11 protein-coding genes and 1 pseudogene are annotated in these 13,555 nt (G+C 61.7%); 2 read left to right on the top strand and 10 right to left on the bottom strand.

All coding sequences use genetic code 11. The features are described 5' to 3' along the window. Window positions 1-283 precede the first annotated feature (283 nt). From EOS_RS37095 to EOS_RS37085, 3 genes are all read right to left on the bottom strand, one after another. Window positions 284-1,525, bottom strand: coding sequence for an acetamidase/formamidase family protein (locus EOS_RS37095; RefSeq protein WP_047897191.1), 1,242 nt, complete (start codon window positions 1,523-1,525; stop codon window positions 284-286). A gap of 94 nt (window positions 1,526-1,619) precedes the next feature. Next, window positions 1,620-3,233, bottom strand: a complete 1,614-nt coding sequence (locus EOS_RS37090) for an amino acid ABC transporter permease/ATP-binding protein (RefSeq protein WP_047897190.1) — start codon at window positions 3,231-3,233, stop codon at window positions 1,620-1,622. After that, window positions 3,233-4,162, bottom strand: a complete 930-nt coding sequence (locus EOS_RS37085) for an ABC transporter substrate-binding protein (RefSeq protein ID WP_047897189.1) — start codon at window positions 4,160-4,162, stop codon at window positions 3,233-3,235. The genes EOS_RS37090 and EOS_RS37085 overlap by 1 nt, the downstream gene beginning before the upstream one ends. Window positions 4,163-4,478: 316 nt before the next feature. Here EOS_RS37085 and EOS_RS37080 point away from each other — a divergent pair, with 316 nt between their 5' ends. After that, window positions 4,479-6,851: an acetamidase/formamidase family protein gene (locus tag EOS_RS37080; RefSeq protein WP_047897188.1), complete on the top strand. Its 2,373-nt coding sequence runs from the start codon at window positions 4,479-4,481 to the stop codon at window positions 6,849-6,851. A 22-nt stretch (window positions 6,852-6,873) separates the two neighbouring features. Here the strand turns inward: EOS_RS37080 and EOS_RS37075 are convergent. From EOS_RS37075 to fae, 7 genes and pseudogenes are all read right to left on the bottom strand, one after another. Next, window positions 6,874-7,639, bottom strand: a pseudogene (locus tag EOS_RS37075) (SDR family NAD(P)-dependent oxidoreductase). Between the two features lie 37 nt (window positions 7,640-7,676). Then, window positions 7,677-8,609, bottom strand: a complete 933-nt coding sequence (locus EOS_RS37070; RefSeq protein ID WP_047897187.1) for an acetamidase/formamidase family protein — start codon at window positions 8,607-8,609, stop codon at window positions 7,677-7,679. 31 nt (window positions 8,610-8,640) lie between these two features. Next, the gene (locus tag EOS_RS37065) at window positions 8,641-9,489 is read right to left on the bottom strand and encodes an ABC transporter permease (RefSeq protein ID WP_047897186.1); all 849 of its coding nucleotides are present in this window, start codon (window positions 9,487-9,489) and stop codon (window positions 8,641-8,643) included. 26 nt (window positions 9,490-9,515) lie between these two features. Then, the gene (locus tag EOS_RS37060) at window positions 9,516-10,340 is read right to left on the bottom strand and encodes an ABC transporter ATP-binding protein (protein ID WP_047897227.1); all 825 of its coding nucleotides are present in this window, start codon (window positions 10,338-10,340) and stop codon (window positions 9,516-9,518) included. Window positions 10,341-10,355: 15 nt separating this feature from the next. Continuing rightward, on the bottom strand, window positions 10,356-11,390 hold the full coding sequence (locus EOS_RS37055; protein ID WP_047897185.1) for an ABC transporter substrate-binding protein: 1,035 nt from the start codon (window positions 11,388-11,390) through the stop codon (window positions 10,356-10,358). 233 nt (window positions 11,391-11,623) lie between these two features. Beyond that, complete coding sequence (locus EOS_RS37050) at window positions 11,624-11,968, bottom strand: hypothetical protein (protein WP_047897184.1); 345 nt, start codon at window positions 11,966-11,968, stop codon at window positions 11,624-11,626. Window positions 11,969-12,088: 120 nt separating this feature from the next. Further along, window positions 12,089-12,622 carry a formaldehyde-activating enzyme gene (fae, locus tag EOS_RS37045; RefSeq protein ID WP_047897183.1) on the bottom strand — a complete coding sequence of 178 codons (534 nt, stop codon included), beginning with the start codon at window positions 12,620-12,622 and terminating at the stop codon, window positions 12,089-12,091. 124 nt (window positions 12,623-12,746) lie between these two features. On the opposite strand from fae, the gene EOS_RS37040 reads away from it, so the two are divergent. Continuing rightward, complete coding sequence (locus EOS_RS37040; protein ID WP_082163666.1) at window positions 12,747-13,520, top strand: glycosyltransferase family 2 protein; 774 nt, start codon at window positions 12,747-12,749, stop codon at window positions 13,518-13,520. Window positions 13,521-13,555 lie beyond the last annotated feature (35 nt).

Below are 13,555 nucleotides of genomic sequence, written 5' to 3'. Positions count from 1 at the left end.
CAACTTCAAAAACAAACCGTCTACAAGTCACCACTGAAACGCGCTGATTCATGTATCGGTGCTCAGTCGGCATTGAGAACGGGGTCGGGGCGTCGGGGCCGAGCAATGAAGAAAAACAAAGGCATGTCAAAATCAAGCACCCTTCGGGGTGCTTTTTTTTGATTCCGCAGTCGCTGGTGAAAACGCGGCGCCAGGCAAGCGGCCGAATCGGTGTTTGCCACGAAAACTTAGGATTGCGATGTATTTTTTAATGAAAGTCTTATCGCAAAGGTCCGGGACACACTCACGTTCCGGTAAATACACTTTTGCGAATTGAGCCGTGAACGCCCCAGTTCGCGTCCACAACCTGAGTCACGCCGAAGTCCGCCGCGACCGACATCAGCGCAATCGCTTCGTCCTCGCTCAGGTGGTGCACCGTCATGAGGAAACGCCGCAGCTTCCGGAACGCGTCGCGCATGGCCTTGTCGAGACTGGCGTGTTGCGCCACTTCGACCTGCGCGTTGGGCCCGAGTTCGGCCAGGTAGTTGGGAAAAGTGAAGCCGTACACCGACCATTGCTGCTCCGTTTCGAGCATGGGGTGACTAAGACCCTCGAGTATCGTCCCGCCCAGTTGATCCTTTTTATGAAGGATGAATTCGAAATCGCCGGTGAGCGAGGTCTCGATCGCGGTGCCGCCAAGTTCGCTGTCGCCTTGCGCCGCATGCGGGTCGCCTACTGAGAAGAAGGCGCCCTCGACGGCGACCGGGTAGTACATCGTCGCCCCCTTGCCGACGCGCCAGTCGTCGATGTTGCCGCCGGTATAGCTGGGCGGGGTCGAGCTGGCATAGTCCGACTCGGAAGGCGCCAGCCCCATGGTCCCGAAATGCAGCCGCGCCGGCACCTTGATGTTGGGAAGAATGTTCTCCCGTCTCCGCACGAGTGCATGGTCCACCTGCACGCCGGGATAGTCGATCATCGAATGGACAATGCCGTCCGGATCGGTTTGCGGCGTCCAGATGTAGTTGTAGACGGCGCGCGCAAAAGGTTCGCCGGAGGTATCGAGCTCAAAGATGGTGACGACTTCCCTGGGCTTCGGTTCTTCGATCAGGTCGTGGTACTGGAAGCCCCACGAGGCAGCCACGTTCGAGCCGAAGCAGCGGCCGGCGTGACAAGCGTGACAACTCGGCCGTGGGCGAACGTCCAGGATGCGAACCTCCAGGACGTCGCCGGGCTCAGCGCCTTCCATGACCACCGGGCCGGTCAGCAGGTGCACGCCTATCCCCTCACCTGAGCCGAGCCTGAAGGGTCCCGCCGTCGGGCCTGCGCCACGGCGCGACACCGCCTTGTGCTCCCGGGTCCAATGGAACACGCTCTCGGCGCCGGGGTCGCCGGCAATCATGCGCTCGTGGTCGTCGTTCGCGTGATGGGTCAGCGTCTCGATGGTGGCCCGGTCGCCGGACCGCAGCGTCAGGCATGGTGCGACTTGCTTGCTGAAGTATCCCCAATGCACGGTGGCGGGCGACACGGGAAGGGTGTGATGCTTCATGTTCGGGCCTCGAGAAGTGACGTGCGGGCTGTGGCAGTCTGTTTTCGGATTGTTCGGATAGGGACGGCTCTCTAGTGGACTCACGGCACTCAGCTCACGACACGACCTCCACCCTGCTGTCGGCGCCCATCACGCTCAGGAATCGGGCCGTCAACGGATGGCGAGGCCGCGTGAGCACCTCGTGAGCCGGGCCGTCCTCGACCACCGTTCCGCCGCTGAGGAACACGACGCGGTCGGCCACCTCGTCGGCAAAGCGCAGCTGATGCGTGGAGATAATCATCGTCAGCCCGTCCTCGAGCGCCAGTTTTCGGATCACCTCCAGCACTTCGCCAACCAGTTCCGGGTCCAGGGCCGACGTGGGCTCGTCGAGCAGCAGCACACGAGGATTCGGCGCCAACGCTCGCGCAATGGCCACGCGCTGCTGCTGGCCGCCGGACAAATGCCGTGGCAGTGCATCCGCGCGATGGCTCAGGCCAACGCGTTCCAGTAGTTCGTGCGCGCGCCGGTGGGCGTCGGCGGGCGCCATACCGTGCACCCAGCGCAGCGGCCCGGCGATGTTTTCCCGTGCAGTCAAATGGCTGAACAGATTGAATTGCTGGAACACCATGCCAACGCCCACGCTCGCGCGCTCGTTCGCCAGGTCGTGCGGGTTCAACCGCCGCCCGTCGTCGCGAAAGCCGAGGCGCCGCCCTCCGACGCGTATCTCGCCCGCGTCCCACTGCTCGAGATGATTGATACAGCGCAGCAGCGTGCTCTTGCCAGATCCGCTTGGCCCTAGCAGCGCGACAACTTCTCCCGTGCGAATCGTGAGGTCGAACCCATCAAGCACGATCTGCTCGCCATAGCGCTTGTGCAAAGCGCTGATTTGCACCGACGCACCGTTCCGTGCCAGCGCGGTGTACCGTTTAGCACGGTCTGAAACCGTCGCGCGCGCGAAAGCTGACGAAATGTCGCCGGCTGCGTCCGCCGGGGATGCAGCCGGCGCAACGGCAGCCGGCCTGGCGGCAAGGCTCGAGCGATGCCACGGCAGCAGGCGCAGGAAGCGGTTCGGCGATGCCGGCCGATCCAGATCGAGCGCTCCCTCGATGACAAGCTGGATCGCGGCGATGGCGCCGGTCAGGAACAGATAGATCAGGCCTGACGCAAAGAAGATGGAGAAAAAGTCGAACGTCGATGAGGCGAGCTGCGTGCTGCGCAACGTCAGCTCGCCGACGGAGATCACCGAAGCCAGCGACGAGTTCTTCAATGCGCTGACCGACTCGTTACCGAGCGCCGGCACCATGGTGCGGATCGCCTGTGGCGCGATCACTCGCCGCATCAGAACCGCGGGCGTCATGCCCAGAGCCTGACCCGCCACGGTTTGGCCCCGGTCGACGCCAAGCACGCCGGAGCGCAGTATCTCGGCGATGAATGGCCCCTCGTTAGCCGCCAGCGCGAGACCCGCTGCGCCCATCGCGCTCAGTTTGAGCCCGATGTGCGGCAACGCGTCGTAGGCGAACACCAGTTGAAGGATCAGGGGCGTTCCACGGAAGATGACCGTATAGCCCCGGGCGATGGCAGCCAGCGGCCTGAGGCGACTAAGCTGCATGCTGGCGAGAAGCAGCCCCACCGCCAGTCCGCCGGCCAGGGCCAGGCCAGTGACGGCGATCGTAAAGCCGATGCCTTGAAGCAGGTAAGGCAAGCGCAGATAATGGAGGAAAAGATCCATTAGTTGGATACGATCAGCTTGGGCGTTTCGAGGTTCTCCGCGCCGAGTTGCCACTTGTTCAGCAGTTCGGTCTGCGCACCGCTCTTCTGAACCGTGACCAGTGCCGCCATGATGGCGTCACGGAATTCGGTCTTGCCCTTCGGCACGGCGATGCCTACCGAGTAAGGCAGCGTCACCGCTGTCGCCTTCTCGAGCTTGTCGGGGAACGCCTTGACCGCCTGGTCCACCGTGTTGACATCGTTGATGTATGTGTCGGCTCGACCGGCCAGGATCGCCTGGATACAGTTCGCATTGTTGTCGTAGAGTTGCACCGTGGCCTCTGGCTTGCCCGGCGCCTTGCATGCCGGGGCAAGATTCTGGATGAGCGGAACTTCTACGTAGCCTGTGTTTTCAGCCGCCGTCGTGCCGCACATCGTCGTGTTGATGCCGGTGATCTTCTTCGGATTGCCTTTGACCACCAGAACGCCATCGAACACTTTGGAGTAGGTGATAAAGTCGGCTGCTTTGGCGCGCTCCTCGGTCGCATAGATGTCGGAGATCACGATATCGGCCTGGCCGCTCTGCAAGGTGGTCAGCAAGGCGGCGAACGTGACGGGCTTGTAGGTCATCGTAAAGCCGAGGCAGTTGCCGATCAGCTCGCCCAGATCGATGTCGAAGCCGATGTATTTGCTCGGATCATTGGGGTCCAGGGCCTCGTAGCCGGGCGTATGCGGATTGATCGCATTGACGAGCGTCTTGCCTTTGAGCTGCGGATACTTGGCCTGTAGCGCTTTGCATGCTGCCGGCGTTGCCGGGCCCGCCGCTTTGGCCTGTCCGGATACCAGGAAGACCGCAAGACAAACGCTGCCGAGGATCGCTTGGCGCAAGCGTGCGCGATTAGCGCTTGCGCTCAGGAAGCGTCGCCCACGGCCGAAAAGATTGATATGCATTGAGACGCTCCTAAGTGGCTGATAACAATGGCTCGCACGACGCACGCCATGTTGTATCGCACGAGCAAGAGCGTATGCGAACGAAATCCGAGGGACTTGTCTGGCTGCGCACAACTGCTGGTATGAGCGTGCACGGGCTCCCCACGCGAAGTGCCTGCATCGTGCATGGATGCGCCGCAACGGCGCATCCATGCACTGCGCTATGGCAAGCCACGCGTGGGACAGCACCACCCGCCCACGACGGCCCATAACGCCCGATGGCGCGAAGGTTGCTTCGGATTCCCCCATCCTGGCGCTTTTCCTTGGGGAGCCTTGTTTGAATCTGTCGCGCTTTACTACCGAGTCATATCCCGAGGTGGAACGCGTGCGCGCATGGAGCGCAGCGCTCGACCGGCTTGGCTGGTCCCCCAGGCTCGGGGCTTCCGAGCAGGCGCTGCACGGCACGTTGACGTCGCAGACATCAATGGGCGGCTTCGAGCTCACGTCGCTTGCTTCCGTGCCGCAGACGCTCGAGCTCAAGGCCGATAACACCGACAGCCTCATGATCGTCCTGCATCTCGACGGCGACGCGACGCTCGTGACCGACGGCCTGCGCGAACGTGTGGCCGTGCGCGACATCGTCTACGCATCGTCACAGGAAGCGGCATCGCTCGTGTTTGCCTCGAATTTTCGCCTGTTCATGGTACGAGTTCCACGGGCTGCGATCAACGCGCGCCTGCTGTCGCCGTTTTCACTACGCGCAGCACGTCTCTCGGGTGATACCGGCATCGGTCACGTCTTTTCGGGTTTTCTCGTGTCGGTAGCGGAAAGTGTCGAGACGCTCTCCACCGGCGAGTTGCGTCCGTTGGAACTGGCGCTTGCCGAGTTCCTCGTGGCGAGTCTCGCCGGGCATGAGCACAAAGGTTCATTCGGTGGGCTTACGCCATCGCAGACGGCCATTTTTTCGCGCATGTGCCGGTCCATCGAAGCAAACCTCGGCGATCCCGAACTGGGCGTTGGCACACTCGCAAAAGAAGAACGTGTGTCGCCACGGTACGTGCAAAAGCTGTTCGAAACCGCGGGGCAAAGTTTCTCTACCTACCTTCGCTCGCGCAGGCTCGAACGCTGCCGTGCAGAACTCGTCGATCCGTTGTACGAAAAGGTTTCCGTCTCCGATATTTGCTTTCGTTGGGGTTTCAACGATCCTGCGCATTTCAGTCGGGTCTTTCGCGAACGTTACGGCGCGTCGCCGCGTATGTTCCGTCATGAAGCGAGTCTCGAGATCGCGCGCCATCTCGTGCGACGCATCTCGCGTGGTTTGCCGGTCAACGCGACCGGCCTGCTCCTGCATGCGAAGCAAGGGAGTGCCGAGGCGGACGCGGATACGCTCGTTGCGCTCGATGATCCCCGCATCGACGCGCTCCAGATAGCAGCGCCCGCTCCGCGCGACAAGCCGCGTCATCACCTGCTGCGCGCGACGGCAAACACCGTGCACTGGGGTTATTTCAGCCATAACCTGAAACCGGTGCTTGAAGTGGACAGCGGCGACACGGTCACCATCGAGGCATTGACGCAACACGCGTCCGACGATTGGGAACGCATGGTCGCGGGCGATCCCGGCGCGGAAAGCGTTTTCCACTGGACAGCCGAGCGCAAGAACGTCAACCGACGAGGCGCGGGTCCGATGGATGCATCGATCTTTGGCCGCGGCGCGGGTGAAGGCTTCGGCGTGCATATCTGCACGGGCCCGATCGCCGTTCGCCACGCGGAGCCCGGCGACGTGCTCGAAGTGCGCATTATCGATATTCACGCGCGGCGTTGCGCCAACCCCAAGTTCCATGGTCGTGCTTTCGGCAGCAATGCCGCCGCATGGTGGGGCTTTCACTATCGCGAGTTGCTGACGGAACCGAAGCCGCGCGAAGTCGTCACCATCTACGAGATCGACGCGGAACCACCGGTCGACAGCACCACCGCTTACGCACGTGCGGTCTATAACTACCGCTGGACGCCGCAGCGCGATCCCTTCGGCGTGGTCCATCCGACCATCGATTATCCGGGCGTGCCGGTCGATCACTCGACAGTGGTCGAAAACCACGACATCCTCAAGAACGTGACCATTCCGGTGCGACCGCATTTCGGCGTCATCGCGGTAGCGCCACAGCAGGACGGCCTGATCGATTCGATTCCGCCGTCGGCGTTCGGCGGCAACCTGGACAACTGGCGAGTCGCACGCGGCGCGAGCGTTTATCTGCCGGTGGGCGTGCCGGGCGCGCTGCTGTCGATCGGCGATCCGCACGCGTCACAAGGCGATTCGGAGCTGTGCGGCACGGCGATCGAATGCTCGCTGACTGGTGACTTCGAACTCGTGCTGCACAAGAAGAAGTCGCTGACGGACCAGCCGTTCGCCGATCTCACCTATCCGCTGGTCGAGACCGCTGATGAATGGGTTTTGCACGGATTTAGTCATCCGAATTATTTGACTGAATTCGGCACGAATGCGCAGAGCGAGGTCTACCAGAAGTCGACGCTCGACCAGGCGATGCGCGACGCCTTCATCAAGACGCGGCGCTTCCTCATGTCCACGAAGGGCCTGTCCGAGGACGAAGCGATCTCGCTGATGTCGGTCGCCGTGGATTTTGGCGTGACCCAGGTGGTGGATGGCAACTGGGGCGTCCACGCCATCATCCGCAAGGCGCTTTTCACTGCATGAAGGCGGTCGGCTCACCACCAGCTCAAAGCTGTACACCCCGCGTGAGCGCACCATCGACAACGAGATTTGTCCCGCTGACAAAACTTGCGACAGGGCTCGCCAAGAAAGCCACCGCGTTGGGCGATCTCCTGAGGATTCGCCATGCGTCCGGTCGGGTTCAACGCGAGTGCCTCGGCGTAGAGCGTCGGATTGTTGTGCTCGATCCAGTCCCATACGCCACCCTCGAAGTACACGTTGCCGGGAGACACCGTATTGGCCCGGATACCCCGGGACGCCAATTGATAAGCGAGGCCCTGCACGTAGTGAACAAGCGCCGCTTTAAAGGTGCCGTAGGGTCCGGCCGCAAAGTCTATTTCACGCCCGGAGACACTGGAGATCGCAACGATGGACCCAGCCTTGCTCGACTCCAGAAACGGCAGCGCTGCATCGACAAGATTCACCGTGCCGAGCAGGTCTGTTTCGAATTCCTTGCGCCACGATTCGATATCGTTGCCGATCGCAAGCGCACTCACGTTCGCGACCACGATATCAAGGCCGTCCCACTGCGTCCCGACGCTTGCGACCCATGCCTTCAAGGCGGCGCCATCGGCTACGTCGATTGACGCGCCCAGCGCACGCCCCTCGCCAACTCCTTTCAGATCAACCACCGCCGCTTCGACAGCTGCTGCATCCCGCGCGCAAATCGCGACATCGGCGCCCTCCCTCGCAAGCGTCCTTGCGATCGCGAGGCCAATGCCTTTGGTGCCGCCGGTAACGATCGCCTTCAAACCCTTAAGTTGCAAATCCATGGTCGTTGTCCTCAGAAGCAAGATTGCTTTATCACGGTCACCGCTTCGGAAGGTATTTCTTCGCCACCTTGCAGACGTAGGTGAACTTCGGATTGACCATCTGCGTGCAGCGGGCTTCGGCTATCTGTCCCAGCAACATGTAGGCTTCCGACGCAGGTATCCGGTACTCCTCCTCGAGCCAGTAGATCATTTCCTCGAAGGCGATGCGCAGGGCGTCGTCAAGCGGACGGGCGCAGCCAACAGTGCAGATATGAGTCGGCGTTTCGATGCGCGGCCACGTCATATGTTTAGGCGCCGGCACGAGGTCCACCCTCAGCGTCAGATGACCGCGAATTTCGATAGCCCCCATGCCGTTGCATTCCGCATCGCCCTGCAAGGCATGCACGTCACCGAAATAGAGGTACGCGCCTTCATGGAAAACGGGGAACATGATGCGGTTGCCGTTCGTGACCTCCTGGATGTCCAGGTTGCCGCCATGCACGCCGTTGTCGATCGTGAGCGTGCCCCCGGCGACCGGGGCCACCCCGATCACGCCGACCATCGGGTGGGCTTCAAGCTTCAGGGTATCGCTCCAATGCACAATGCCGTTCTCCACCACGACGTTGCGGTTCTGGATGCCGAATTCCTTCTTGCGCACCCAGTCGGGAAAGATCCCGATGCCCGGCCAGAGCGCCGTATAACCGAGTCCATGCACGCCGACCTCAAGCACGTCGATCACCACCATGTCTCCGGGCTTCGCCCCCTTCAGCCGCACCGGCCCGGTGGCCGGATTGACAAACGGCAGCGTCACCTTCGTTTCATCGAGCTTCTCGTGCACATGCGTGATCAGATGGCCGCCGATGTTCAACTCCGTCTCCACCTCGAAGGTTTCACCGGGCACCACTTCCGCGATAAAACTGTCGGTCGCGGCGAGCGCGTATTTCAGTTGCTGCTTGCTGATGACCTGATGATGCGTGGACGCAATGTTCATGATTTCATCGGTTTCCGTTGAGTGAGCAGGATCAGTCGAACTTGTGCCAGGGCATCAGGAAACGCTCCAGGCGTCCGACGAGAAACGAAAGAAAAAGCGCAAGGACGATGGTCACCACCACACCGGCGAACACCTTGGGAATGATGTAAAGACTGCCCGCCTTGAAGATGGCATGCCCGAGCCCGTCGGCCGACGACATGAACTCGCCGAGGATCGCGCCGATCAGCGCAAAACCGACGGTCAGTTTCAGGCCCGCGAAGATATCGCGCAGCGACGCGGGGATGACGAGCTTGGTAAAGACCTGGCGCTTGGCGGCGCCAAGGGTGCGCATCAGGTTGATCTGGTCGTCGTCTACTCCGGTCGCGCCCTTGTAGGCGATCACCAGCGCCACCACCACGACCGATAGCGTAGACATTGCGAGCTTCGAGGCAAGCCCGGTGCCGAACCAGATGATCACAAGCGGCGCGAGCGCGACCACCGGTATAGACCCAAGCGCGACGACGAACGGATGCACGACCTTCGAGACGAAGCGCGAATACCAGAGAAGCAACCCGAGCACCGTGCCAATGACGTTGCCGAGCAGGAACCCCAGCAGCGTCTCCATGCCGGTCACGCCTGCATCGTGAACGAGGCTGCCGTCCTCCTGCATCTTCACGAGAAAGCCCCAGATCTCTGAAGGAGAACCGAATAGAAACGCGTTGAGTGCCTGCTTCGATGTCGCGTATTGCCATAGGCCGAGCAGCACGGCGAGCAAACCGAACTGGCACGCGAGAACCGCGAGCCTGCCACGCAATCGCTTCCACGCGCGGCGCCGCTTGACGGACGCCAATGTGCGAGACGACGAATCCAGCGGCGCCGCGCTGCTTGCTTCCTCGAACATGCTTCTCTTCCTTGTCAGGTGCCGGGTCAGGTTTCAGCCATGCGCACGTCGAGCTCGGACCAGATCTTGCGTACCAGCGCAGCGAACCCCGGCGCGTCGCGCATTGCCATCATGTCGCTGCGATCGCCCTGCAGGCGGATATCGTGGATCGCCTTGATGCGCGACGGCCGATGCGTCAGCACGATCACGCGGTCCGACAACGACACGGCTTCCTCCACATCGTGCGTGATGAGCAACACCGAACGCCCGTCGCTTCGCACAAGCTTCGCCATGTCGCTTTCGAGCACGACCTTGGTCTGGAAATCGAGCGCGGCAAAAGGTTCGTCGAGCAGGATCACATCGGGGCCGGTGACCAGCGTTCGCGCCAGCGCCACGCGCTGGCGCATGCCGCCGGAGAGTGCCGTCGGATAGTAGTCGTGGAACGGTCCGAGGCCGACCTTGTACAGCATCGCGTGGGCTTTTTTCTCACGTTCGGCACGCGGCATGCCGGTCAGTTCGAGACCGAGCGTGACGTTGGCAAGCGCCGTGCGCCACGACATCAGCATGTCCTTCTGCAGCATGTAGCCGATGCCCTTCGGGACATCGGTGAGCGGCTTGCCGTGCCACAGCACGTCGCCGCGCGTCGGCCGCACGAGTCCGCTCATCAGGTTCAGCAGCGTGGTCTTGCCGCACCCCGATGGTCCGACCAGACTCACGATCTCACCCGCCTTCAGGCTGAACGAAATGTCGCCGATGACCGGACTCGCGTCGTCGTCATCGCCGTAGGTCTTGCCGATGTTGCGCGCAGTCAGCGGCGCACCGGATTTACCGGGGGTGCCGGTTGCGCTGTATGGTGTTTCACTCTCAGGCATGTCGGCCTTGCTCACTCACTTGGCGGCGACGGCCGTGCCGCCGCCGGCCGCAGCCATCTTCGCCGCCTTGTCGGCGTACTGGTTGTCGATCACATCGCCGAATGCAATCGACGCCTGCACATTGCCGAGGTACTTCTGCATCGACATCAGGTTGGCCCACTGCTTCTGGTCGACAGGGATCGTCTGCGCCGGGATCTTGTATTGCAATTCCATGTCGATGGCGCGGTCGACTACGTCGCCGGGCACGTCGGGAAATTCAGTGCGCGCTACCTGCTTGGCGTAGTCCGGCTTCGCGTAGGTCAGACGCGCCGACTCTTCGAGCGCATCGACAAGCGCCTGGACCACGTCGGGATGCGCCTTCGCGTACTCGGGCAGAACCATCACGCCGGTGTTGCAGAACGGACCCATGTAGCTCGAGAAGTCGAACACGACCTTCGCGCCCTGCGCGATCGCTGCCGCGACATTCGGCTGATATGCGACGGCCACGTCGGCGCGGCCTGCGAGCATCGCACCGATCTCCGTGCCTGGATTCACTTCGATGATCTTCGCGTCGGTGCCAAGCTTCAGCCCGTTGTCCTGCATGAGCTTCTTGGTGACGCTGTAGTTCGTGTTCGGATCGGGCGAGGTCACGAAGGTCAGTCCCTTGAAACCCTTGGGATTGGTGATCGGCGCGGCAACGGTCTTCGACACGCCGAAGTAATGGGCACGCTGCACCAGTGTGCCGACGACCATCCCGGGACCGCCTCGCTCCCGCGACATCTCGACCATCGTGGGGTCACCCACCGCGAACTGCGCGGTCTTGCCGAGCACGGCGGCGAAGGCCTGCGTGTCGCCGCCCGCTGCTGTCAGATGCAGCGTTAGCCCGTGCTTCTCGAAGATCTTCGCGTGCTGCCCGACGTAGAGGTCGATGTACCCAAGGTTATGCACGGCTTCGACGAATTCGATGGGCTGGGGTGGCGCAGCCAGCGCCGTTTCGCTCAGGCCGACGGTGCCTGCGAGCAATAGCGCGGCACAAGCGCAGGATCTTGAGAGGGTCGTAAGGGTTGTCATGTTGGTCGGGCTCCGCGCAGCTTGCCAATGAAAGGAAGGCTATCCGTCACCAGGCACGCGCCCGGTATGCGTCTCGCTCGGACCATCATATGAACTCAATAAATGCCCCATTTGCGCTGGCGCGAACGAAATCTTGTCGTACGGCGCACACCTAGACGACCGATGTGTCGGTCAAAGATGCCAATGCGTTGGAGTCAAACTTACCGGGCAAGCATGTTCTTGCCGGTGCGGGATCAATGCGAGATGTGCTTGGCCCAATCCAGCCAGCCGAGCGCGTTAGCGGCGTTCAGCGCAACGCCTAGCGCAGACACTATGGCAGCGATCATTGTCCAGAACGCGGAACGTCTCGATGCTTCCGCCGATTGCCTGGACACCTGTGCGGCATCGCTTGAAGCACGCACGGACGCAAACATCGCCTGGCGTTCTTCATCCTGCCGGCCGGCTTCCTGTTTGATCAGCCAGGCTCGCGCCTTTGCGGTGTTTCCGCCAAAATGATTGGTGTGGTCCAGGTCTGCCCGGACAGCCGCCTCGCCTCGCTTGGCTAACTCGGCTTCGAACTGCTGCACATCTTCGTCCATTCGTTTCTCCGGCAGCCAAAAAAATCAGCCGGGCACGACGCATCGACCGAATCGGCAAGCACGTGCCAACGCGGTCGATACATCGTGCTCCAACGAGGGTGACGGGACCTTTACTTCAGCTCAGCTCCAGTCGTCCATGTCGTGCTTGATCGAGTGTCGATTGGCAATCAGTTCGTCGATAGTCGGTTCACCAGTCAGCGCGCGGCGGATCGCCAGCTTGGTCGCTTCGTAATTGGTGCGGTACATATCCTTCTTGTCGAGATTCGCATCCGTCACGCAGCGCGGATCGATCCAGACCAGGCTGATGATGCACAGGTCGTTTGCCAGCTCTTTCGGGATCAGCCCTTCAATCACGCAGTCGATGACCGCATCGGCAGTAGCCGATTGCACCACGCCGCCGAACAATTCGATGGTCGCCATGTCCTTGAGCGTCACCTTCGGCACGAGCATCGTGACCGGGCGCACCAGCTGGTTGCAGGCGCGGATGGCAAACATGGCCGTGTGCCCCTTGCTCTGCGCCATCATGTTTGCAAACGCCTGGCCGACCGGCCCGTCGACGCGGCCGATCAGGATTTCCGGCATGGCGTCGGTAGCCTGGCCAGGGGCGGCGAACACGGTGGCTTCGCCTGCATGAAATATGAATTTATCGGTCATCGAGCTGTCTCCTTGGCGGGTTCGATGCAAAGCGGTTACTCTATCACCGCGTTTTCCGTTGCAGACTATTGCGTCCTATGGCTGCGAAAACCTCGAATCATTCATCATTCAACTGCCGTTGCGCATGACCGCCATTTCTACATTGTCCGATCGCCACAATCGTCACCGTGTTTCATGCATCATTTGCGCATTCAACGAGGCTCCGCGGATTGGCGCGGTGCTCGCGGTCGCGTCCGCGCATCCACTGCTGGGCGAAGTCATCGTGGTTGACGACGGCTCGACCGATGGCACCGCCGAGGTCGTCAAACGCTTTCCATCGGTAAGGTTGATTCAATGCGAGGTGAACCGCGGCAAGAGCGCGGCGATGGCCGTTGGCATCGCCGCCGCCCAGAACGAGTTGCTCATGCTGCTCGATGCGGACCTCAAGGGGCTCGCCGCCGAACACGTCACCGCGCTCGCGGCCCCTGTCCTGAGCGGCGCCGCGGATGTCAGCCTGAGCCTGCGGCAGAACAGCCTGCTGCTGTTTCGTGCGATTGGGCTCGATTTCGTTTCGGGAGAGCGCGTGGTCAGGAAAGAACTGCTGAGCGAGGCGTTGAAGGAAATTCATCGCTTGCCGCGCTTTGGAATCGAAGTGTTCATGAATCACCTGATCATCGCGCGCCGGCTCTCGATTGCGGTCACCCACTGGCCCAAGGTCACGCAAGCCCGCAAGACTGAAAAACTTGGCTACTGGAAAGGCATCCGCGCGGAATGGCGCATGATCGCCGACTTGTTGAAAGTCACTTACCCGCTCGCCCTCCTGTCACAGACGTGTCATCTATTTGCTCTCCGAGTCGATCATGCCGGACACGCGCCGTTCTCCGTGCGGATCAGGAGACCACGCGATACCGCGGCGTAATCCACCTTGGGCCACCCTGCGCTACCCTGCGGAGC

The sequence above is a fragment of the Caballeronia mineralivorans PML1(12) genome, from assembly GCF_001028175.1.
Lineage (GTDB): Bacteria > Pseudomonadota > Gammaproteobacteria > Burkholderiales > Burkholderiaceae > Caballeronia > Caballeronia mineralivorans.
The sequence above is the reverse complement of the archived record's forward strand: the minus strand, read 5'-3'. Positions and strand labels throughout refer to the sequence as shown.